This is a genomic window from Geodermatophilus sp. SYSU D00697, from assembly GCF_054050175.1.
This window is the reverse complement of sequence record NZ_JBJGYV010000027.1, coordinates 47,688-67,750: the sequence shown is the minus strand read 5'-3', so window position 1 is coordinate 67,750 and position 20,063 is coordinate 47,688. Positions and strand designations below refer to the sequence as shown.

The window sequence follows — 20,063 nt, the reverse complement described above, 5'->3', positions numbered from 1 at the left end:
GGCGAGCACTGTGCTCGCCGGCCGTCGCCGCCTCCGCGCCTGGTGCGTCGATGAGTTCCCGCTCGCGGGCCGGTCTGCCCGCTGACCACCGCACCAGGACGCGAGGAGACGCCATGGCCACCCGGCTCAACCCCTACCTGCACTTCTCCGGCAACGCCCGCGAGGCGATGGAGTTCTACCGCTCCGTCCTGGGCGGCGAGCTCCAGGTGATGACCTTCGGGGACGTCGGCGGCGGCGGGGGCGAGTACCCCGACGACGGCGTCATGCACGCCTTCCTGCGCACCGCCGACGGGCTGGAGCTCATGGCCTCCGACGGCCACGACCCCGACGCCACCGGCCCGGACCGGGTGTCGCTGTCGCTCTCCGGGGACGACGCGCAGACCCTCTCCCGCTGGTTCCAGGCGCTGGCCGAGGGCGGCGTCATCGACGTCCCGTTGGCGGAGCAGGTGTGGGGCGACACGTTCGGGCAGGTCACCGACCGCTTCGGTCTGCGGTGGTTGGTCGACCTCGCCACCCCGGCCGCCTGATCCGCGGGACCCGGCTGCCGGCCCGCCCGGGCCGGCAGCCGGTGATCCGTCGGCCGAGGCGAGTGCGTCCCGGTACCGTTTGGCCACGATGCGCATCGATCCGGCCGGGTGGCCGTTCATCACCGTCCCCCTGGCTCCCGCGGCCCTGTCCTCCCTCGCCGGGCGGCTGTCCGGCCGGCGGGGAGTCCGGTTCGCCGCCTGGCCGTTCCTGGCCCTGTCGGCCTACATGACCCTGTTCTTCCGGGACCCCGACCGCCGGTGCGACGTCGAGCCGCCGGCCGACGACGACGTCCTCTCCCCCGCCGACGGCGTGGTGATGGTCGCGGGTGAGCCGCAGGAGGGCGTCGCGCCCGAGGGGGACTGGCAGCAGGTGAGCGTCTTCCTCTCCGTGGTCGACGTGCACGTCAACCGTTCGCCGTACCACGGCGAGGTCGTCGAGAGCTCCTACCGCAAGGGCAGCTTCCTGGCCGCCTACCGCAAGGAGTCCGCGCACCTCAACGAGCGCAGTGAGCTGTGGCTGCGCGACACCACCGGCCCCGCGCCCCGCACCGTGGTCTTCCGGCAGCTCGTCGGCGCCCTCGCGCGGCGCATCGTGACCCGCACCGGCGTCGGCCAGCACCTGGCCACCGGCGAGCGGATGGGGCTGATGAAGTTCGGCTCGCGGATGGACGTCTTCGTCCCCCGCGAGTGCACGATCACCGTCCGCAAGGGACAGCGGGTGCGCGGCGGCGAGACCGTCATCGCCCGCTGGCCCGCAGCCGGCTGAGGAGGCGGCCATGCCCAGCTCCGCGTCCGGCGCGCGCCCGCCGCAGACCCGGCGCACGGCCACCGTCGAGTTCGTCCGGGGGTCGGTCCGCGGGAGCCGCCGGCGGGCCCTGGCCACCCTGCCCAGCCTGTTCACCCTGGCCAACATGATGTGCGGCTTCGCCGCGATCCTGGTGTCCATCCGGGGGCAGTACACGCTGGCCGCCGTCCTGGTGGGGCTGTCGGTGGTCTTCGACATCACCGACGGCGCGGTCGCGCGGCTGGTCGGCGCGGTCACCCCGTTCGGTCTGCAGTTCGACTCGCTGGCCGACCTGGTCTCCTTCGGGCTGGCCCCGGCGCTGCTGGCGTTCACCCTGTTCTCCGAGGGCCGCGACGAGTGGGACCCCCTGGGCTGGGTCGCCTGCTTCCTCTGGGTCGCGTGCGCGGCCATCCGGCTGGCGCGGTTCAACACGACGATCGATCCCACGGCCGACAAGCGGTACTTCACCGGCATGCCCAGCCCCGGCGCCGCCGGCGTCGTGCTGGCCTCGGTGTTCGCCTTCGGCGACCAGATGCAGGGCCGCGACCGGCTGTGGGTGCTGCTCATCGTCGCCGTCCCGGCGCTGCTCATGGTGAGCACCATCCGGTTCCGCTCGTTCCGGTCCCTGGTCAGCCCGAAGAGCGGCCGGCCCTACGGGCTCATCGTCGCGGCGCTGGCCGTCGTCGTCGGCTTCGCCCTCGTCCCGGTGATCACTGGCTGCGTGCTCGCCTACGGTTACCTGCTGGCCCCGGTGCTCGTGCCGGCGCTCTCACCCCTCGCCCGGCTGGTGCCGGCCCGCGTCAAGGAGCTGCTCACATGAGCGTCCGCCCGATCCGCCCCGACGACGTGCCCGCCGTGGTCGGACTGGTCCGCGAGCTGGCCGACTACGAGAAGGCCGCGCACGAGGTCCGGCTGACCGAGGAGCAGCTGACCGCCGCGCTCTTCGGCGACTCCCCGAAGCTGTTCGGCCACGTCGCGGACGTCGGCGGCGAGGTCGTCGGCATGGCGCTGTGGTTCCTGAACTTCTCCACGTGGCGCGGCACCCACGGCATCTACCTCGAGGACCTCTACGTGCAGCCGCAGCACCGGGGCAGCGGGCTGGGCCGCGAGCTGCTGCGCACGCTCGCCGAGCTGTGCGTACAGCGCGGCCACGACCGCCTGGAGTGGTCGGTGCTGGACTGGAACACCCCTTCCATCGACTTCTACAAGGCCGCCGGAGCGGTGCCGATGGACGAGTGGACGGTCTTCCGGCTCACCGACGAGGCCCTGACCACGTTCGCCGGCGACCGCCGCGTGCGGGCATGAGCACCGACCGGAAGCCGCCGGAGTGCTGGCTCACCGACATGGACGGCGTCCTGGTGCACGAGGGCCAGGCGCTGCCCGGCGCCGCGGAGTTCCTGCAGCGGCTGGTCGAGCTGGGACGCCGGTTCCTGGTGCTCACCAACAACTCCATCTTCACGCCGCGCGACCTCGCCGCCCGGCTGGCCCGGTCGGGGCTGCAGGTGCCCGAGGAGTCGATCTGGACCTCGGCGCTGGCGACGGCGGACTTCCTCTCCAGCCAGCTGCCCGGCGGCTCGGCGTACGTCATCGGCGAGGCGGGTCTGACCACGGCGCTCTACGAGGCCGGCTACACCCTGACCGACACCGACCCCGACTACGTCGTCCTCGGTGAGACGCGCACCTACTCGTTCGAGGCGATCACCCGGGCGATCCGGCTCGTCGGGTCGGGGGCGCGGTTCATCGCGACCAACCCCGACGTCACCGGCCCCTCCCCCGAGGGACCGCTGCCGGCCACCGGCTCGGTCGCGGCGATGATCACCCGGGCGACCGGCTCCGAGCCGTACTTCGTCGGCAAGCCCAACCCGATGATGTTCCGCAGTGCGATGAACCGGATCTCCGCGCACTCGGAGTCGACGGTGATGATCGGCGACCGGATGGACACCGACGTGGTCGCCGGCATCGAGGCGGGGCTGGACACGATCCTGGTGCTCACCGGCTCGACACGGGCGACCGACGTGGCGCGCTTCCCGTTCCGTCCCGGCCGGGTGCTCGACTCGATCGCCGACGTCGTCGAGCTCGTCTGAGGCGCCGCGTCACGGCCCCACCCGGACGCGGGGTCCCTCAGCGATCCCCGGAGAAGGCCAGGCGCGCCTCGGGCGTGGCCAGCAGGTACAGCACGACGGCGGCCAGCACCAGGATCGGGACGCCGACCAGCGGCCCACCCCACTCGAACGCCGAGTAGTAGCCCAGCAGCGCGAACAGCAGCTGCAGCGCGACCACCGGCCCCCGGGCCCAGCTCGACACCCGCCACAGTCCCACCGCGGCGGCCGCCAGGAGCGCGGCGAACAGCCCCACGTAGACGACCTCGGCCACCGCCCGGCCCACGCTGTCGGGGGTGGAGGTGAAGGTCAGCAGGAGCAGCCACGCGGCGACCCCGGCGAGCAGCACGGCTTCCAGACCCACCACCAGCGCCGCTCGCCGCACCGCCGGCGGCGCCTGGGACCGGGGCCGGGCGGGCCGCGCCGCGGACGGCTCGGCGGCACCGCCCAGCAGCCGCTCCGAGAGCCGGCGCTCCCGCGGGGGCCGGGCTCCTGGCTGCTCCGTCACGGCCGCGAGGGTACGCGCCGGACGCCTCGGGACCGGTCCGGGCCGCACCTGCCGGGCCGCGACCCCCGCCCTCGTTAGCCTGACCGTCATGCGCGCGCTCGTGGTGGCCAACCCGGCGGCGACGACGACCTCCCGCACGATGCGCGACGACGTGCTCGCCGCCCTGGCCGGCGAGCTCAAGGTGGACCTCGTCGAGACCACCCACCGCGGTCACGGCAGAGAGCTGGCCCGGGCGGCCGGGGCCGACGGCGTGGACGTCGTCGTGGCCCTCGGCGGTGACGGCACCGTCAACGAGGTCGTCAACGGGCTGCTGCACGCCGGCCCCGGCCCGGCGGTGCCGACCCTCGCGGTGGTGCCCGGCGGGTCCACGAACGTCTTCTCGCGGGCGCTGGGGCGCTCCCGCGACCCGCTCACGGCGACCACCGAGATCCTGGACTCGCTGCGAGCGGGCCGGACCCGGCGGGTCTCCCTGGGGACGGCGAGCGCGCGCGGCACGACGACGGCGACGATCGCCCTCCCCGACCCCGGAGCCGCCCAGGCTGCCGCGGACGCCGGTGCCGCCGCCTCCCCCGGGTGGACCGACCCCCGGTGGTTCGTCTTCAGCGCCGGGCTCGGGTTCGACGCCGACGTCATCGGGCGGGTCGAGGCGCAGCGGGCGCGGGGACGGCGCTCCACCGGGGCCCTGTACGTGGCCGAGGCGACGACGGCGTTCGTGCTGGGCCACGAGCGCCGGGACCCGCCCATGACGCTCGAGCTGCCCGGGGAACCGTCGCTGGACGGGCTGTTCCTGTGCCTGGTGTCCAACGTGGCGCCGTGGACCTACCTGGGGCGGCGGCCGGTGAACCCCAGCCCGGAGGCGTCCTTCGACGCCGGCCTGGACGTCTTCGCCATGGGGCGCATGGGGGTGTTCCGGATGCTGCACCACGTGCGGCAGGTGTTCGCCCGCCGTCCCGACGCGCGCGGCCGAGGGGTGCACCGCCGGCACGACCTGCCGGCCGCCACCCTCACGGCGGTGCGCCCCCAGGGCTGGCAACTGGACGGCGACCACCTCGGGACCGCGACGGGGCTCCGGGTGTGCAGCGTCCCCGCCGCCCTGTGCGTGGTGGCCTGACGCCGCGGGAGCATCACAGCGAGCGCCAGTGAGCGAGGAGCGGACGGGCAGCGGACGGCCACCCATGGACCTGGTGGCCCGACCCCCGCCACAGACGGCGTCGGAGAGCGAGGGCGGGGCGGCGCCACGGAGGGCCAGGGGGGCCACTGGGACGGCCGGGTCACGGGCGATCTGCGCCACCTCGACGAGGAACTACCCGTTCTCGCAATTGCCGTTCTCACCTGCGGCTTTGCTCACGTCGGACCGGCGATGTCAATGCCCCGCGTCGCGGAGACGTGCAGTCGAGTGGCGCACCTAGCACGCCCGTGGTGAGCTTGCTCACGAGGGGTCGACCGAAGCCTCCGATTTGCTTGACAGGCATCTTCCTCGTGAAAACATCGCGAGAGGAAAGCAACCTGTCGGTAACAAATGCACTGAGTCGCTGTGCCATGGCGCTGGTCAACCCGGTGCCGGCCTGCGGAACGGTCCGAGGCCGGCGACTGATGCACCACACCGTAGACGACATCGAGGAGATCACCGCCATGGACTGGCGCCACCGCGCGCTCTGCCGAGACGAGGACCCGGAGCTGTTCTTCCCCATCGGGACGACCGGTCCGGCTCTCGTGCAGATCGAGCAGGCCAAGGGTGTGTGCCGGCGTTGCCCGGTCGTGGAGTCCTGCCTGGACTGGGCCCTGCGCTCGGGTCAGGACTCCGGCGTCTGGGGTGGGCTGTCCGAGGACGAGCGGCGCGCGCTCAAGCGGCGCCAGGCTCGCACCCGGGTGCGCACCGCCTGAGCCCACCGCGATCCGGCTCCCGGGCCCCCCGCCCGGCACCGCCGCACTGAACCGCCGCGAGGCCGGTCCGGGATGCCCGGGCCGGCCTCGCGGCGTCGTGGGCGTCGTCCCCGGTGGTCACCTCCGCAGGCGGCCGGCGCCGGGGAGGGTGAGCACCACCTCGGTCCCCGGTTCGCCGGTGGACGGGGCACCCATGCTCAGGCCCCCGCCGAGCTCACTGGTGACCAGGGTCCGCACGATCTGCAGCCCCAGGCCCTCGCTGGCGGTCACGTCGAAGCCCTCGGGCAGGCCCTGCCCGTCGTCCCGCACGCGGACGACCAGGTCCTCCCCGTCGCGCTCGGCGACCAGCTCGATGCTGCCCGGGCTGCCGTCCGGGAAGGCGTGCTCGGCGGCGTTGTGCAGCAACTCGGTGACCGCCAGGACCAGCGGGGTCGCCGCGACGGCCGGCAGCTCGCCGAACTGGCCCAGCCTGCGGGTCCGCGCCGCCGGACCCACCGAGGTCAGGTCGCCCAGCATCGGCAGCACCTGGTCGAGGGGGGGGGGGGGGGGGGGGTCGGGGAGGCGGGGGGGGGGGTGCGGGGGGGGGGGGGGGGGGGGCGGGGGGGGGCCGGGGCCGCGCGGGGGGACCCACAGAGGTCAGGTCCCCCACAAGCGGCAGCACCTGGTCTAGGACGGCGGCGCCGTCGACGACGTCCTCACGGCTGCCGGCCAGCGTCTCGTGCACCACCGCGATCGACGCCACCCGCCGCACCGACTCCTCCAGCGCCGCTCGGGCGGCCGGCTCGGTCATCCGCCGCGCCTGCAGCCGCAGCAGCGCCGCGACCGTCTGCAGGTTGTTCTTCACCCGGTGGTGGATCTCGCGGATGGTGGCGTCCTTGGTGAGCAGCGCCCGGTCCCGGCGGCGGACGTCGGTCACGTCCCGCACCAGCACCAGCGCCCCCTCTTCGCCGCCGGGGGCCTGCAGTGGGAGCGCCCGCACCAGCAGGGTGGCCGCCGGCCCCTCGACGTCCATCGGGTCGGGGAACCGGCCGCCCACCGCAGCCCGGATCCCCGCGGCCACCGCCTCGCCGGCCACCCGGTCGGCCGCCGCGTCGCGGGTCAGCCGCGCGAGGTCGGCGCCGACGACGTCCCCGGTCACCCCCATGCGCCGGTAGGCCGACAGGGCATTGGGGCTGGCGTAGGCGGCGCGCCCGGCCCCGTCGAGCCGCACCAGGCCGTCACCGACCCGGGGGCTCATCTCGGCGTCCAGGATCTTCTGCGGCGGGAAGGTGCCGGCCGAGACCATCAGGCAGAGGTCGGCGGCGATGTCGAGGTAGGTCAGCTCGAGGGTGGACGGCGCCCGGGTCACGGCCAGGTTGGTGTCGCGGGCCAGGACGGCGACGACGACGCCGTCGTGCCGAACCGGGATCACCTCCCGCCGCCGCGGCGTGGAGCCCGACCAGTCCGGTTCCCCCTCGGTGACGGGGCGGCCCTCGCGGTGGGCGACCTCGAACGGCTCCGCGGGCGGTCCCTGCACCTCCGAGCCCACCAGGTCCTCGGGCTGGCTGGTGGGCGCGGTCAGCGGCCGCACCTGGGCGACGCACCACCACGCGCCCGTGGGCAGCGGGACCCACAGCGTGAGGTCGGCGAAGGAGAGGTCGGCCAGGAGCTGCCAGTCGGCCACCAGCCGGCGCGCGTGGTCGACCTGGGCGGGGGCGGACGCCGAGCCCCGGGTGAGGCGTTCGGAGAGGCTGTTCATGGTGCCCCCGAGCGTAGAGACAGACCCTCCCGGCCCCACCGCTCGAGCAGGGCTCCAGCAGCAGGGTCACGCCTAGGCTCGAGGACGTGGCCTCCCCCGCCGACACGTCGTCCCTGTCCGTCGAGCCCGCGCGTCCCGAGGACTTCTCCCGCATCGCCGAGCTGACCGTGCGCGTGTACGTCGACGGCGAGCTGGCCCCGCCGGAGTACGTGCCGACCCTGGCCGACGTCGAGGGGCGGGCATCGCACGCGCAGCTGCTCGTGGCCCGCGACCCGGGCGGGCGGGTGCTGGGCAGCGTGGCGCTGGTGCTCTCCGGCGACTTCGGCGAGGTGATCGAGTCCGACGACGAGGCCGCGTTCCGCATGCTCGTCGTCGACCCCGCCGAGCGGGGACGAGGCATCGGCACACGGCTGGTGGCCGGCTGCGTGGAGCGGGCTCGAGCGGCCGGCAAGCGCCGGATGGTGCTCTCGACCGACCCGCGGATGACCGCGGCCCACCGGCTCTACGAACGCCTGGGCTTCACCCGGCTCCCGGAGCGGGACTGGTCACCCCTCCCCGGGGTCGACCTGAGGGTCTACGCCCGCGATCTCTGACGGGAGGACGCTCCCGGCGGCGTCAGCCGTCGACGGCACCGGACGGCCTCCGCCCCCGGTCCGCTCCTCGGTCGCCGGCGCTCCCTGCGATGCTCCCGGCGGCGTCAGCCGTCGACGGCACCGGACGGCCTCCGCCCCCGGTCCGCTCCTCGGTCGCCGGCGCTCCCTGCGATGCTCCCGGCGGCGTCAGCCGTCGACGGTGGCGATGAGGTCGCCCTCCTGGAGCACCTCGCCCTCCACGACGTGCAGCTCGCGCACCGTGCCCCCGTGCTCTGCGAGGACGGGGATCTCCATCTTCATCGACTCGAGGATCACCAGGGCGTCGCCGGCCGCGACCTGACTGCCGGGCTGGACGAGCACCTTCCAGACGCTCGACACCATCTCGGCGTGGATCTCCTCGACCGCCACCTGCACCTCCCGCGCTGACCTGCGGACCATCCAAGCACGCAGCCGGCGGGACATCCGCGCCGTCCTCGGCGCCCCGGGACGCGGGGAGGTCGCCGCTCAGGCTCCGGGGCGGGGGTGGCCGGCGGCCAGCCGGTCCAGCACCGGGCAGATCTCGGCGCCGTCATGCGGCACGCCGGTCTCCGGCAGCCCGGTCAGCAGGTCGCTCGCGGCCCGGGCGGCGGCCGCGGTGTCGGGCGCGCCGGCGCTGACGGTGGCCAACAGCGCGTCGTACCAGCCGTCGAGCCGGTCGCCGGGCTCGTAGCCGCTGATCGCCACCACCTCGACGTCCGCGCCGCGTCGGCGCGGGCCGGACTGCGGCAGCCGGCCGGTGACCCGCCCCGCCGTGCCCGGCGGCAGGGTGGACCGCAGCTGGACGGCGACCGCCTTCCGCGGCGCCCGTCCCGGGCCCGGGTCGGAGGCGGCCAGGCCTCCGGCGGCGCTGCGCAGCGCGAGCTCGACGGCGTCCACCCCGTGCGCACGCTCCAGCACGGCCATGTCGAGGGAGAACCCGGCGGCCACCTCGGCGAGCTCGCCGTCGGGTGCGATCCCGACGGTCACCAGACCGCGCCAGCCCACCTCGGCCAGCCGCTTGGCGGCGGCGGGCAGCTCGACCGGTTCGTCCGGCGTCCAGGACACGCGAGCGATGCCGGCAGCCCGGTCCCGGCAGACCGGCGTCGTGACGTGCAGCCCGGCGTCGGTGACCCAGGCGAGGAAGCCGCGCTCGCTGGCCGGCTCGACCCCGTCACCGCCCAGCCGCTCCAGCACCGCGGCCGACGGCCCCACCCAGGTCAGACCGGCGGCGACGACCGCCCCGGCGAGCCGGGCGTTGCCGGCCAGCGCCGGCGGCACCGGCAGGACGGCGGCGACCCCGCTGCGCCGGGCCGCCTCCACGATCCGGTCGACGGCCAGGTAGGACTCCGCGGCGGGCGCCGGTCCGAGCAGGATCGCGTCGTCGGCCAGCCGGACGTGGCGGGCCGAGCGGTCGGCCTCGGAGTGGACGGCGACCGTCTTGACGTCCAGGCGCGAGCAGGCCTCCATCACCGCACACGCCGCAGGGCCCCGCCCCGCCACGAGGACGCTCTCGATACCGACCTGTGCCACCGTGCCGACCCTTCCCAGTGCGCGCTCCTGCCCTGCCCCAGCCTGACCCGCGACGGGGCTGCCCCGCCACAGGGGAGGTGGCGGGCGCCGTCGTGAGAGGCTGGAGGGGTCAGCTTGACGGGTCTGCCGGTCCGCATCCTCGCGGCACCCCGGCGCCCGGAGGGATCCAGGGGCCCGCGACCGGGCCCGCAGCAGCGACGAGGAGAGGAGGGCAGCGATGTCCAAGCGTGGACGCAAGCGGCGCTCCCGCAAGGGGAACAAGGCCAACCACGGCAAGCGGCCCAACGCCTGAGGACGAACCCCGGTGCGCCGGCCATGATCAGGTGACCTGATCATGGGGCGTCCTCCCCCACCGTGTGCGGTGCGGGAGGAGGCTCGAGTGTGCGGGAGGACCCCGTACAGACGACGACAGCGCCCCACCGCCCGAGGCGGTGGGGCGCTGTCGTGACCTCAGGCGGTGGGGTGCTCCTGGGTGCGCTCCACGGTCAGCTTCTCGACGCTGACCTGCGTGCCGTCCTCCTCGAAGGAGACGGTCGTCAGTTGGAACTTGATCCGGTCCCGCAGGCCCGGCGGCGGGGCATCGCCACCGCACCGGCGGCGGACCAGCGCCTTGAACTCCTGCTCGATGCCGAACTGGCGCAGGCAGGGCGAACAGTCCTCGAGGTGCTCGGCGATGACGTCACGCCGCGCCTCGTCGGTCTCGTGGTCGAGGAACTCGAACACGTGGGACAGGACGTCGTCGCACGAGTTGATCTCGATCGGCTCGCCGGCCTGCGGAGCGTCGTCGCCCATCAGTGGCTCGCCTCCTCACCGGCTCCGGCGCGGACGAAGCCGCGCTCGCGTGCGTAGTCGGCCAGCAGCTTCTGCAGCCCGCGGCGGCCGCGGTGCAGACGGGACATCACCGTGCCGATGGGCGTGCCCATGATCTCGGCGATCTCCTTGTAGGCGAAGCCCTCGACGTCGGCCAGGTACACCGCCAGCCGGAAGTCCTCGGGCAGCTGCTGCAGGGCCTCCTTGATGTCGGAGTCCGGCAGGTGGTCCAGCGCCTCGATCTCGGCCGACCGCAGGCCGCTGGAGCTGTGCTCCTCGGCGGCGTAGAGCTGCCAGTCCTGCACCTGGTCGGTGGGGTACTGCTGCGGCTGGCGCTGCTTCTTGCGGTAGCTGTTGATGTAGGTGTTGGTCAGGATCCGGTACAGCCAGGCCTTGAGGTTGGTGCCCTCGGCGAACTGGTGGAACGCCGAGTACGCCTTGACGAAGGTCTCCTGGACGAGGTCCTCGGCGTCGGCCGGGTTGCGGGTCATCCGCAGGGCCGCCGGGTAGAGCTGGTCGAGGTAGGGCAGCGCGTCCCGCTCGAACCGGGCGTCACGCTCGGCGCGGGTCTCGGCCACCTCGGTCCGGCTGCCGCCCTCTCGGGCCTCGGGCACCTCCACGGGAGTGGTGGCGGCGTGCTCGTCCGACTCCACCTGGGGCGTCTGGTCCGCGGACTCCTCGGGCACCGACCGTCCTCTCTGCGGTCCCCGGATGCGGGTTGCCGCCTCGGCCGATCCTAGCCGCGCGGCGTCGGGGCGGCCCGGGGGGCGCCGGTGCGCGACCCGCTGGCGGGCGCTGGTGGAGAGGGTGCTGCTCACGGCCTGTCCAACCGCACCGGAGCGTGGCTCCATTCCCTGCGCGGCCGGGATCACGGTGGTCCTGGATAGGCTGCGGCGCCGTGGCGGCGACCCCCGCGGTGCGGGCTCTGGAGAAGGCCCGCGTGGCGCACACCCTGCACCCCTACGACCCCGAGCACCCCTCCGACCAGGGACACGGCGAGGCGGCGGTCGCCGCGCTCGGCGCCGACCCGCGCCAGGTGTTCAAGACGCTGGTCACCCGCGTCGACGGCACGCTCACCGTGGCCGTCGTCCCGGTGAGCGGCAGCCTGGACCTCAAGGCCCTGGCCGCCGCCGCCGGTGGCCGCAGGGCGGCCATGGCCGAGCCCGCCGACGCCGAGCGGACGACGGGCTACGTGCTGGGCGGGATCAGCCCGCTGGGCCAGCGCAAGGCCCTGCCCACGGTCGTGGACGAGTCCGCGCTGGGCTTCCCGACGGTGATGGTGAGCGCCGGCCGGCGCGGGCTGCAGGTGGAGCTGGCCCCGGCCGACCTCGTCCGGCTGACCCGGGCGCGCACCGCGCCCATCGGCCGCTGACCTCACGCGGACGTCCCGACCGGTACCCCGGACCCGCACCTCAGCCGACACCGGCAGCAGGGGCGCGGCGTCGTCTGCGGAGCACGCCGTCGGAGCTCGCGGCTGCGGATCCCGCGGGGCCGACTACGAGCCCGGGCTCGTGTACGTGGTGAGCAGCTGGTCGACCGGCGCGTGGTCGTCGGTGAGCACGTCGGCGTCCCCGATGAAGGTCGTCAGCTGCTCTCCCCCGGCGACCTCCCAGGCGAGGTCGTGCTCGCCCAGGGCGGCCGCGATCGCGTCGGCTTGCAGCGGGCGCCGGGAGGCGACCGCGACGACGTTGCCGCCGTCGTCCCCGGCCAGCACGGGAGCGCGGGCGAGCAGGAGCACGTGCGGGAAGACCTCGCGGAGCGTGGCCAGCTCGGCCTTGACGAAGCCCAGCGGCGGGCGGTCGATGAGGTTGGCGACGTACACGCCGTCGTCGGTGAGGGCGTCGTCCACCAGCCGCAGGGCCTCGACGGTGGTCAGCTGCCACGGCACCGACAGGCCGCCGAAGGCGTCGCCGACGACGACGTCGCGCTCCCCCGGCGCCTCGTCGGCCAGGCCGACGCGGGCGTCGGCCACGCGCACCCGCAGCGCGTCGGACTCCTGCAGGCCCAGCTGCTCGCGGTCCATGTCGACCACGCCGGGGTCGACCTCGAGCACCAGGCTCTCGGTGCCCGGTCGCGTCTCGGCCAGGTACCGCGGCAGGGTCAGTCCGCCGCCGCCGAGGTGCAGCGCGGACAGCGGCCGGCCCTCGGGCGAGGTCCCCTCGATCACCGCGGCGATCGCCTGCACGTACGCGAACTCCAGGTGGGTCGGGTCGGCGACGTCGACGTAGGAGTGCCGCAGCGTGTCCAGCACCAGAACGCGGCCGGTCTCCCTGTCCGGATCGGCCACCACGCGCGCGCAGTGGTACGCGGTCTCGGACTGGCAGGGCGAGGGTGCGACGGCGGCCAGCAGCGACCCGACGACGGCGAGCAGCAGCAGCGCGACGGGCACTCGCCCCGCCCCTCCGGAGGACCGCCGGCGCAGCAGCACCCCGACGGCCACGCCGACCGCAACCGTGACCAGGCCGGTGCCGACGAGGATGCCGCTGGTCGGGAACACCGCGACCAGCAGGAACCCGGTGACGAACGTGGCCGCGATGCCGCCGAGGGTGCCGATGCCCGACAGCCGGCCGACCACCGAGCCGGTCTCCTCCAGGCTGGCCAGTTGCAGCTTGACCACCATGGGCGGCACCGCGGACAGCAGCGCCGCCGGCACGACGACGGCGACCGCGGCCAGCAACAGCACGCTGCCCGCCTCCGGCCCGGTCAGCCACGACCCGGCGAAGCGCACCAGCGGCAGGACGGCGACGACGAGCGCGCCGCCGGCGACCATGAGCGGGGCGATCATCCGCCGCGGGTCGGTGCGGTCGGCGGCCGCGCCCCCCGACCACGCGCCGAGGGCGATCGCGGCCAGCGCGAAGCCGATGACCGCGGTGTTGGTCTGCAGGGTGATCCCGACGTAGGGCGCGATCAGCCGCAGCCCGGCGATCTCCAGCACCAGCACGGCGCCGGAGCTCAGGAAGGTGACGACCGCGGCCACCCACGTCGGCAGTGCACCCGCCGGGCTCGCGTGCTCGACCGGCGGCAGGGCCTCCTCGGTGCCCGCCACCTCAGAAGAGGGCGGGCTGGTCGGCCGGCGGGCTGACCGTGTCCACCCGGGCCTCGAGCTCCGGGCCGTTGTTGTGCACGTTGTTCACGGCCGTGCCGACCGGCCGCAGCTCCAGGCCCTCGACCAGTTCCGGCGGGGTCGGCGCGGCCAGGGCGTCGACGTCGTCCCGCGCGGGGTCGAGCCAGTCGGTCCAGCGCTCCCGGGGCAGGACCAGGGGCATCCGCTCGTGGATCTCGGTGAGCGCCCCGACGGCGGGCTCGGTGACGATCGTGCAGGTGTAGAGGCGGTCCTCACCCTTCCCCCACACCTCCCACAACCCGGCGAAGGCGAGCACCGAGCCGTCCTGCGGGGTGATGTAGTACGGCTGCTTGCCCGGCTTGTCCAGCCGCTTGGCCCACTCGTACCAGCCGTCGGCGGGCACCAGGCAGCGGCGGGAGCGGGCCGCGGAGCGGAACGCCGGCTTCTCGGTCAGCGACTCCACGCGCGCGTTGAGCATCCGGTTGCCGACCGAGACGTCCTTGGCCCAGGAGGGCACCAGCCCCCAGCGGACGGCGCGCAGCTCGCGGTGCCCCTCCCCGGTGGGCCGGCCCTCGGGGTCGCGCTCCTTCTTGTGCCGCACGACGTAGACGTCCTTGGTCGGGGCGACGTTGTAGTCGGCCGGCAGCGCGGACTGCCCCTCGGCGCGGACCGCCTCGAACTCGAGGACGAGGTCCTCGGGACGGCGGCTGGCGGCGTAGCGGCCACACACGGCGGCACTCCTCCCTGCGGGCGGACGGCGGGCGGCGGCCCGGCGGACCGTGATCACGAGCCTAGAGCGCCCCTCCGACATCCGCCGTCCCCTGCGCGTGCCCAGGAGTGCGAGGGGTAGGACGGGGGCGGACACAACCGGACACCGCGACGGAGGACACAGGGCAGTGACCACCACCGAGACCGCCCCGGCCGGCAAGACCGCCAGCAGCACCGGCGACCGGCCGTACGCGACCGTCAACCCGGCCACCGGGCAGACCGAGAAGGAGTTCCCCTTCCTCGACAGCAGCGAGGTCGACGGGGTCGTCGAGCGGGCCCACGCCGCCTTCCAGGAGTGGCGCCGCCGGCCCGTCGAGGAGCGCGCCGCCGTCGTCGGCCGGATCGGCGAGCTGGTGCGCGAGCGCCGCGACGAGCTCGGCGCCCTCGTCACGCGCGAGATGGGCAAGCCCGTCCGCGAGGCCACCGGCGAGGCCATGCTGGTCGCCGGCATCTTCGGCTACTACGCCGAGAACGGCCCGCGCTTCCTGGAGCCCCGGCCGATCGACGTCATGGACGGCGAGGCGATCGTCGTCAACGAGCCGACCGGCGTCCTGCTGGCCATCGAGCCGTGGAACTTCCCGCTGTACCAGGTGGCCCGCGTCGCGGCGCCCAACCTGGTGCTGGGCAACGCGATCCTGCTCAAGCACGCGGAGAACAACCCGCAGACCGCGCTCGCCCTCGAGCAGCTGTTCCACGACGCCGGCGTCCCCGAGGGCGTCTACACCAACCTGTTCCTGCGCATCTCCGACGTCGAGAAGGTCATCGCGCACCCGCACGTGGCCGGCGTGACGCTGACCGGCAGCGACCGGGCCGGCAGCGCCGTGGCCTCGCTCGCGGGCAAGTACCTGAAGAAGTCGGTGCTGGAGCTCGGCGGCAGCGACCCGTTCATCGTGCTCGACGCCCCCGAGGTGCAGCAGACCGTGAAGGCGGCGGCGATGTCGCGGACGATGAACGCCGGCCAGGCGTGCATCGCGGCGAAGCGGTTCATCGTCATGGACGACGTCTACGACGAGTTCGTCAGCGGTCTCACCGAGGTCTTCCAGGGCCTGCAGCCGGGCGACCCGAACGAGCCCTCCACCCGGCTGGGCCCGCTGTCCTCCGAGCGCGCCGCCGCCGACCTCACCGCCCAGGTGCAGGACGCGGTCGACAAGGGCGCGACGGTGCTCGCCGGCGGCGGACGCCCCGACCGCGAGGGCGCGTACGTGCACGCCACCCTGCTCGCCGACGTCACCCCGGAGATGCGGGCCTACCGCGAGGAGCTGTTCGGCCCGGTGGGCGTGGTGTACCGGGTCTCCAGCGAGGAGGAGGCGGTACGGCTGGCCAACGACACCCCCTACGGGCTGTCGGCCACCGTCTTCAGCAGCGACGTCGAGCGCGCCCGGAAGGTCGCCGACCAGGTCGAGTCGGGCATGGTCTGGATCAACTCGCCGTCGGGCACCTCGCCGGAGCTGCCCTTCGGCGGCGTGAAGAACTCCGGTTACGGCCGGGAGCTCTCCGAGCTGGGCATGTTCGAGTTCGCCAACCGCCGCCTGGTGCGCGTGGCGGGGGCGAAGAAGGCCAGGCCGGCGGACGCGGCCGCGGCCGGCTGAGCCCGCCCCTGCCCTGTCGCGCCGGCCGGGGGGTCGGCGTGACAGGGCAGGATGGACCCATGAGCGAGGTCTGGACGACGCCGCACCGCAGCGCGCCGGTGGACGCCGTCGTGGCCCTGCCCGGCTCCAAGTCGCTGACCGCCCGCGCGCTCGTGCTCGCGGCGCTGGCCGACGGGCCCAGCCGCCTGATGCACCCGCTGCGGGCCCGTGACACCGACCTCATGGCCGCGGCACTGCGGTCGCTCGGCGTCGGGGTGGTGCCGGACGGCGACGACTGGCTGGTCACCCCCGGGGAGCTGTGCGGCCCGGCCGAGGTCGACGCCGGGCTGGCCGGGACGGTGCTGCGGTTCCTGCCGCCGGTCGCCGCCCTGGCCTCCGGCCCCGTGCGGCTCGACGGCGACCCCCGGCTGCGCGAGCGCCCCAATGCCGGGCTGGTCACCGCGCTGCGCGACCTGGGCGTCGAGGTGGACGACGGTGGCCGCGGCCGGGCCCCGTTCACCGTGCACGGCACCGGGCGGGTGCGGGGCGGCGCGGTGACCGTGGACGCGAGCGAGTCCTCGCAGATCGTCTCGGGTCTGCTGCTGGCCGCCGCCCGCTTCGACGAGGGCATCGACCTCGCCCTGGCCGGCGGGGTGCCGTCGATGCCGCACGTGGAGATGACCGTCGAGTCGCTGCGGGAGCACGGCGTCGAGGTGACCGCCACCGACCGGGGCTGGCGGGTGGCCCCCGGTCCGATCGCCGCCCGCGACGAGGTGCTGGAGCCCGACCTGTCCAACGCCGCCCCCTTCCTCGCCGCGGCGCTGGTGACCGGCGGCCGGGTCACCGTCCGCGACTGGCCCGCGGCGACCACGCAGCCCGGCGGGCAGCTGGACCGGCTGCTGAGCGCGATGGGCGCGTCGGTGGCGCGGGTCGACGACGGACTGCAGGTCACCGGTACGGGGACGGTGCGGCCGCTGGTCGCCGACCTGGGTGAGGTCGGCGAGCTGACCCCGGTCCTGGCCGCGCTGTGCGCCCTCGCCGACGGGCCCTCACGGTTGACCGGTGTCGGGCACCTGCGCGGCCACGAGACCGACCGGTTGCAGGCCCTCGACGAGGTGCTCACCGCCGTGGGGGCGACGGTGGAGCAGCTCCCCGACGGGCTGGCGATCACGCCCGGCCCCCGCCGACCGGCCCGGGTGGACTCCTACGCCGACCACCGCATGGTCATGGCCGCCGCCGTCCTCGGGCTGGCGATCGAGGGCGTCGCGGTCGCCGACCCGGGCGCGGTGACCAAGACGCTGCCCGACTTCGTGCAGCGGTGGACGTCGATGCTGGGGGTCGAGCGCTGAGCCGCCGGACCGGGGAACGGGGCCGGCCCGGGGTCGCGCCGTGAGCCGCCGCAACGACCGCCGGATGGACGAGGACGACGTCCGGGTCCGGCCCAACCGGCGCGGGTCCCGGCCACGCACCCGCACCCGCCCGGCGCACTCCGACGCCGTCCCCGGCCTGGTGGTCGCGGTCGACCGCGGCCGCATGACGGTGCGGGTGGAGGGGCCCGACGGCGCGCCGGTCGAGGTCACCGCGATGCGGGCCCGCGAGCTCGGCCGGCACGGGGTGGTCGTCGGTGACCGGGTCCGGGTGGTCGGCGACACCAGCGGCCGGCCCGACACGCTGGCCCGCATCGTGGTCATCGAGGAGCGGACGACCTCGCTGCGGCGCACCGCGGACGACACAGACCCGACCGAGCGGGTGGTGGTGGCCAACGCCGACCAGCTGGTGATCGTGACCGCGGTCGCCGACCCCGACCCCGCGCTGGGCTTCCTCGACCGGTGCGTGGTGGCGGCGTACGCGGGCGGCCTCGAGCCGCTGCTGTGCCTGACCAAGACCGACCTGGCCAGCCCCCAGCCGCTGCTGGACCGCTACGCGGGTCTGGAGGTGGACGCCGTCCCGATGTCGCGGGAGACGCCACTGGACGAGTTGCTCGCCCGCCTGGAGGGGCGGATGAGCGTGCTGGTGGGCCAGTCCGGTGTCGGCAAGTCGACCCTGGTGAACCGCCTCGTGCCCGACGCCGACCGGGCGACCGGCGAGGTCACCAAGGTCGGCAAGGGCCGGCACACCTCGTCGTCGGCGGTGCTGCTGGACCTGCCCGGCGGCGGCACGGTCATCGACACCCCGGGCATCCGCTCGTTCGGCCTGGCCCACGTCACCGCGGAGGACGTGGTCGCCGCGTTCGACGACGTCGCCGAGGCCGCCGTCGACTGCCCGCCGGGGTGCGGGCACACCGCCGACGACCCCGACTGCGCCCTGGACGCCTGGGCCGACGCCGGCCCCCCGGCCCGCCGCGAGCGGCTGGAGAGCCTGCGCCGGCTGCTGGACGCCGTCGGACAGCTCGGCCCCGGCTACTGACGGCCGGGCCGCGGAGGGCCCAGCCGCGGGCCCCGGCGACCGAACAGCCCCCGGCGCGGCTCGGTGAACAGCACGTCGTCCATCGGCTCGTCGACGGCCTCGATCCGCAGGTCCAGTCCGGGCGCCAGGCTCTCCGGGTCGTCGATCCACACGCAGACGCCGGTGCCCACGTCGAGTCGCACGCGGTACCGCTCGGGGTACTCGGCCAGCACCGCGTCGACGCCACCCGCGGCGGCCTCCGCCTCGTCGACGTGCCGCGAGCGGAGCAGCGTGCAGCAGGTGCAGCGCGGGTCGTACGCCGACGTCGTCCGGACCAGCGCCTCCCACGCCGGCCGGCCGCCGTGCTCGACCTCGGCCACGGCGTCGATCTCGGTCCCGGCGGGGCCCGGCGCGCCGGTGTCGGGATCGCGGCCGTCGGCGAGCTCGACCGGGTCGAGCATCGCGACCCAGTCGTAGCTCTGGTACATCGGAGCGTCGTGGGAGAGCTCATCGGGGCGGCGCGCGACCAGCCCGTCGGGCCGGTACACCGGCGGTGGGCCGTCGGCCGGCCAGGGCAGCGTGACGGTGCGCCCGCCGTCCGACGTGAGGACGCCGACCCGCTGGGGCTGATCCCGCACCACCTGCAGGAGCTGCCCGTCGAGGGTCTCCACGCGGACGACGTCGGGGCGGCGCACCCGGGCTCGCAGGGTCTCCGGCCGCCACGGGTTGCCCGGCCAGCGCACGGTGAACCGCAGCGTCGACCAGCGCCACGGCGAGGACCGGGCGAGGGCGCGGAAGGCGTCGGCGTCGGGCACGCGGGCAGTGTGGGCGCCGATCGCCCGCGCCGACCAGCGAGTTCCGCACCGACCCGACCCGACCCGACCCGACCCGACCCGCGATCATGAAGTCCGGGACGCGACCCACCGTCTCAGGTCGGCGCGTCGCGTCCGGGACTTCATGATCGTCGGGGATCTGGCGGGCTGGAGGGCGAGCGGGCGAGCGGAGGCGGGCGCTCAGACGTCGACCCAGCCGCCGGTGCGCCAGTAGAGGCCCGCCTCGCGGGAGAGCAGCCCCTCGTCGACGAGGTACCGGCGCAGCGCGGCGGTGTCGGGGTGCCAGACCGCCAGCAGCGCGTTCACCTCGCGCTCGGGGTAGCGGACGCCGACCTCGAACACCCGCACCAGGTGCTCCAGCACGATCCGGCGCTTGCTCTGCTGGGCGGGGACGGAGACCAGCCGGCCGCCGCGGACGAACGCGGACAGGACGGCGTCCTCGGCCGGGTCGTCGGAGAGCGGCGCGGGCGGCGGCGCGGCCTCCGCGGCGGCGCGCGCGGCGGCCCCGAACCGGTCGGTCAGCAGCTCCAGGTCGTGCCGGTCTCGCCCCACCAGGCCGGCGCGGGCCAGCCGACGGGCGGCGAGGACGACGTCCTTGAGCGGGAGCCCGGAGGCCTGCGCGACCTCCTCGATCGTGCCGGCGCCGAGGGCGAGGGCGGCGACCACCTTGAGGCGGGCCGGGTCGGCCAGCAGCCCGGCGATCGTCGCGGCGTCCACACCTGCGACGGTATGCCGCGACCCGGCCGTGGGTAGGCCCGGGACATGGTGAGCCCCATCGACATCCAGAAGGCCCTCAAGGGCATGGACTACCCGGCGACGAAGGACCAGATCCTCGAGCACGCCAAGGGCGGCGACAAGGACGTGCTGGAGGCGCTCCAGAAGATCGAGGACCGCGAGTACGAGGGCCCCAGCGGCGTCAGCTCCGCGGTGTTCGACTGAGCGCCCGCTAGGTTC

Annotated in this window: 24 protein-coding genes and 1 pseudogene; 14 read left to right on the top strand and 11 right to left on the bottom strand. The window is 75.0% G+C overall.

The features are described 5' to 3' along the window. The first annotated feature begins 113 nt into the window (after positions 1–113). The 5 genes from ACI79C_RS19905 (at position 114) to ACI79C_RS19885 (ending at position 3,395) form a co-directional block, all read left to right on the top strand. A complete protein-coding gene (locus tag ACI79C_RS19905) occupies positions 114–527 on the top strand; it encodes a VOC family protein (RefSeq protein ID WP_456947416.1) in 414 nt (137 codons plus the stop codon). 88 nt (positions 528–615) lie between these two features. After that, positions 616–1,293, top strand: coding sequence for a phosphatidylserine decarboxylase (locus ACI79C_RS19900; RefSeq protein ID WP_456947415.1), 678 nt, complete (start codon positions 616–618; stop codon positions 1,291–1,293). Positions 1,294–1,303: 10 nt separating this feature from the next. Continuing rightward, entirely contained in the window at positions 1,304–2,131 is an 828-nt protein-coding gene (pssA, locus tag ACI79C_RS19895; protein ID WP_456947414.1) for a CDP-diacylglycerol--serine O-phosphatidyltransferase, read from the top strand. Then, positions 2,128–2,616, top strand: a complete 489-nt coding sequence (locus ACI79C_RS19890) for an N-acetyltransferase family protein (protein WP_456947413.1) — start codon at positions 2,128–2,130, stop codon at positions 2,614–2,616. The genes pssA and ACI79C_RS19890 overlap by 4 nt, the downstream gene beginning before the upstream one ends. Beyond that, complete coding sequence (locus ACI79C_RS19885; protein ID WP_456947412.1) at positions 2,613–3,395, top strand: HAD-IIA family hydrolase; 783 nt, start codon at positions 2,613–2,615, stop codon at positions 3,393–3,395. The genes ACI79C_RS19890 and ACI79C_RS19885 overlap by 4 nt, the downstream gene beginning before the upstream one ends. A 37-nt stretch (positions 3,396–3,432) precedes the next feature. Here the strand turns inward: ACI79C_RS19885 and ACI79C_RS19880 are convergent, their stop codons facing one another. After that, positions 3,433–3,918 carry a hypothetical protein gene (locus ACI79C_RS19880; protein WP_456947411.1) on the bottom strand — a complete coding sequence of 162 codons (486 nt, stop codon included), beginning with the start codon at positions 3,916–3,918 and terminating at the stop codon, positions 3,433–3,435. An 88-nt stretch (positions 3,919–4,006) separates the two neighbouring features. Here ACI79C_RS19880 and ACI79C_RS19875 point away from each other — a divergent pair, with 88 nt between their 5' ends. Further along, on the top strand, positions 4,007–5,029 hold the full coding sequence (locus ACI79C_RS19875) for a diacylglycerol/lipid kinase family protein (protein WP_456947410.1): 1,023 nt from the start codon (positions 4,007–4,009) through the stop codon (positions 5,027–5,029). Between the two features lie 482 nt (positions 5,030–5,511). Continuing rightward, positions 5,512–5,802 carry a WhiB family transcriptional regulator gene (locus ACI79C_RS19870; RefSeq protein WP_456947409.1) on the top strand — a complete coding sequence of 97 codons (291 nt, stop codon included), beginning with the start codon at positions 5,512–5,514 and terminating at the stop codon, positions 5,800–5,802. Between the two features lie 117 nt (positions 5,803–5,919). Here ACI79C_RS19870 and ACI79C_RS19865 read toward each other — a convergent pair whose 3' ends face one another. Together ACI79C_RS19865 and ACI79C_RS19860 are read right to left on the bottom strand one after the other, a co-directional pair. After that, complete coding sequence (locus tag ACI79C_RS19865) at positions 5,920–6,318, bottom strand: ATP-binding protein (protein WP_456947408.1); 399 nt, start codon at positions 6,316–6,318, stop codon at positions 5,920–5,922. A gap of 151 nt (positions 6,319–6,469) precedes the next feature. Next, positions 6,470–7,540: pseudogene (locus tag ACI79C_RS19860) on the bottom strand (histidine kinase N-terminal domain-containing protein); the annotation flags it as partial. An 86-nt stretch (positions 7,541–7,626) separates the two neighbouring features. Between ACI79C_RS19860 and ACI79C_RS19855 the strand changes: the two are divergent. Further along, the gene (locus ACI79C_RS19855) at positions 7,627–8,133 is read left to right on the top strand and encodes a GNAT family N-acetyltransferase (RefSeq protein WP_456947407.1); all 507 of its coding nucleotides are present in this window, start codon (positions 7,627–7,629) and stop codon (positions 8,131–8,133) included. Between the two features lie 186 nt (positions 8,134–8,319). Here ACI79C_RS19855 and ACI79C_RS19850 read toward each other — a convergent pair whose 3' ends face one another. Together ACI79C_RS19850 and ACI79C_RS19845 are read right to left on the bottom strand one after the other, a co-directional pair. Beyond that, complete coding sequence (locus ACI79C_RS19850) at positions 8,320–8,571, bottom strand: biotin/lipoyl-binding carrier protein (RefSeq protein ID WP_456947406.1); 252 nt, start codon at positions 8,569–8,571, stop codon at positions 8,320–8,322. Positions 8,572–8,637: 66 nt separating this feature from the next. Further along, complete coding sequence (locus tag ACI79C_RS19845) at positions 8,638–9,681, bottom strand: biotin carboxylase N-terminal domain-containing protein (RefSeq protein ID WP_456947405.1); 1,044 nt, start codon at positions 9,679–9,681, stop codon at positions 8,638–8,640. 217 nt (positions 9,682–9,898) lie between these two features. Between ACI79C_RS19845 and ACI79C_RS19840 the strand changes: the two genes are divergently transcribed. Continuing rightward, positions 9,899–9,973: a 50S ribosomal protein bL37 gene (locus ACI79C_RS19840; RefSeq protein ID WP_014377707.1), complete on the top strand. Its 75-nt coding sequence runs from the start codon at positions 9,899–9,901 to the stop codon at positions 9,971–9,973. 158 nt (positions 9,974–10,131) lie between these two features. Here ACI79C_RS19840 and rsrA read toward each other — a convergent pair whose 3' ends face one another. Together rsrA and ACI79C_RS19830 are read right to left on the bottom strand one after the other, a co-directional pair. Continuing rightward, complete coding sequence (rsrA, locus tag ACI79C_RS19835; protein ID WP_456947404.1) at positions 10,132–10,473, bottom strand: mycothiol system anti-sigma-R factor; 342 nt, start codon at positions 10,471–10,473, stop codon at positions 10,132–10,134. After that, positions 10,473–11,177: a sigma-70 family RNA polymerase sigma factor gene (locus tag ACI79C_RS19830; RefSeq protein WP_456947403.1), complete on the bottom strand. Its 705-nt coding sequence runs from the start codon at positions 11,175–11,177 to the stop codon at positions 10,473–10,475. The genes rsrA and ACI79C_RS19830 overlap by 1 nt, the downstream gene beginning before the upstream one ends. 212 nt (positions 11,178–11,389) lie before the next feature. On the opposite strand from ACI79C_RS19830, the gene ybaK reads away from it, so the two are divergent. Then, the gene (ybaK, locus tag ACI79C_RS19825) at positions 11,390–11,863 is read left to right on the top strand and encodes a Cys-tRNA(Pro) deacylase (protein WP_456947402.1); all 474 of its coding nucleotides are present in this window, start codon (positions 11,390–11,392) and stop codon (positions 11,861–11,863) included. A gap of 123 nt (positions 11,864–11,986) precedes the next feature. Here ybaK and ACI79C_RS19820 read toward each other — a convergent pair whose 3' ends face one another. Beyond that, positions 11,987–13,537, bottom strand: coding sequence for a fused MFS/spermidine synthase (locus ACI79C_RS19820; protein WP_456947401.1), 1,551 nt, complete (start codon positions 13,535–13,537; stop codon positions 11,987–11,989). A gap of 1 nt (position 13,538) precedes the next feature. After that, positions 13,539–14,285: an SOS response-associated peptidase gene (locus ACI79C_RS19815; RefSeq protein WP_456947400.1), complete on the bottom strand. Its 747-nt coding sequence runs from the start codon at positions 14,283–14,285 to the stop codon at positions 13,539–13,541. A 166-nt stretch (positions 14,286–14,451) separates the two neighbouring features. Between ACI79C_RS19815 and ACI79C_RS19810 the strand changes: the two genes are divergently transcribed. From ACI79C_RS19810 to rsgA, 3 genes are read left to right on the top strand one after another with little or no spacing between them, the layout of a single operon-like run. Further along, positions 14,452–15,912 carry an NAD-dependent succinate-semialdehyde dehydrogenase gene (locus tag ACI79C_RS19810; protein WP_456947399.1) on the top strand — a complete coding sequence of 487 codons (1,461 nt, stop codon included), beginning with the start codon at positions 14,452–14,454 and terminating at the stop codon, positions 15,910–15,912. 59 nt (positions 15,913–15,971) lie between these two features. Then, positions 15,972–17,240, top strand: a complete 1,269-nt coding sequence (aroA, locus tag ACI79C_RS19805; RefSeq protein ID WP_456947398.1) for a 3-phosphoshikimate 1-carboxyvinyltransferase — start codon at positions 15,972–15,974, stop codon at positions 17,238–17,240. 40 nt (positions 17,241–17,280) lie between these two features. Beyond that, positions 17,281–18,297 (top strand): ribosome small subunit-dependent GTPase A, encoded by a 1,017-nt coding sequence (gene rsgA / locus ACI79C_RS19800; protein WP_456947397.1) that lies wholly within the window; start codon positions 17,281–17,283, stop codon positions 18,295–18,297. Here the strand turns inward: rsgA and ACI79C_RS19795 are convergent. Continuing rightward, on the bottom strand, positions 18,291–19,091 hold the full coding sequence (locus ACI79C_RS19795) for a hypothetical protein (RefSeq protein WP_456947396.1): 801 nt from the start codon (positions 19,089–19,091) through the stop codon (positions 18,291–18,293). The genes rsgA and ACI79C_RS19795 overlap by 7 nt on opposite strands. Positions 19,092–19,289: 198 nt before the next feature. Then, the gene (locus tag ACI79C_RS19790) at positions 19,290–19,826 is read right to left on the bottom strand and encodes a DUF2087 domain-containing protein (protein ID WP_456947395.1); all 537 of its coding nucleotides are present in this window, start codon (positions 19,824–19,826) and stop codon (positions 19,290–19,292) included. A gap of 45 nt (positions 19,827–19,871) precedes the next feature. Here ACI79C_RS19790 and ACI79C_RS19785 point away from each other — a divergent pair, with 45 nt between their 5' ends. Next, on the top strand, positions 19,872–20,048 hold the full coding sequence (locus ACI79C_RS19785; protein WP_456947394.1) for a DUF2795 domain-containing protein: 177 nt from the start codon (positions 19,872–19,874) through the stop codon (positions 20,046–20,048). Positions 20,049–20,063: the final 15 nt, after the last annotated feature.

Excerpts from the sequence above, each read along its gene's own strand:
- pssA (WP_456947414.1), top strand. The coding sequence starts at position 1,304 with ATGCCCAGCTCCGCGTCCGGCGCGCGCCCGCCGCAGACCCGGCGCACG.
- rsrA (WP_456947404.1), bottom strand. The coding sequence starts at position 10,473 with ATGGGCGACGACGCTCCGCAGGCCGGCGAGCCGATCGAGATCAACTCG.
- ACI79C_RS19875 (WP_456947410.1), top strand. The coding sequence starts at position 4,007 with ATGCGCGCGCTCGTGGTGGCCAACCCGGCGGCGACGACGACCTCCCGC.
- ACI79C_RS19905 (WP_456947416.1), top strand. The coding sequence starts at position 114 with ATGGCCACCCGGCTCAACCCCTACCTGCACTTCTCCGGCAACGCCCGC.
- ACI79C_RS19865 (WP_456947408.1), bottom strand. The coding sequence starts at position 6,318 with ATGCTGGGCGACCTGACCTCGGTGGGTCCGGCGGCGCGGACCCGCAGG.
- aroA (WP_456947398.1), top strand. The coding sequence starts at position 15,972 with ATGAGCGAGGTCTGGACGACGCCGCACCGCAGCGCGCCGGTGGACGCC.
- ACI79C_RS19890 (WP_456947413.1), top strand. The coding sequence starts at position 2,128 with ATGAGCGTCCGCCCGATCCGCCCCGACGACGTGCCCGCCGTGGTCGGA.
- ACI79C_RS19885 (WP_456947412.1), top strand. The coding sequence starts at position 2,613 with ATGAGCACCGACCGGAAGCCGCCGGAGTGCTGGCTCACCGACATGGAC.
- ACI79C_RS19870 (WP_456947409.1), top strand. The coding sequence starts at position 5,512 with ATGCACCACACCGTAGACGACATCGAGGAGATCACCGCCATGGACTGG.
- ACI79C_RS19785 (WP_456947394.1), top strand. The coding sequence starts at position 19,872 with ATGGTGAGCCCCATCGACATCCAGAAGGCCCTCAAGGGCATGGACTAC.
- ACI79C_RS19900 (WP_456947415.1), top strand. The coding sequence starts at position 616 with ATGCGCATCGATCCGGCCGGGTGGCCGTTCATCACCGTCCCCCTGGCT.
- ACI79C_RS19850 (WP_456947406.1), bottom strand. The coding sequence starts at position 8,571 with ATGGTCCGCAGGTCAGCGCGGGAGGTGCAGGTGGCGGTCGAGGAGATC.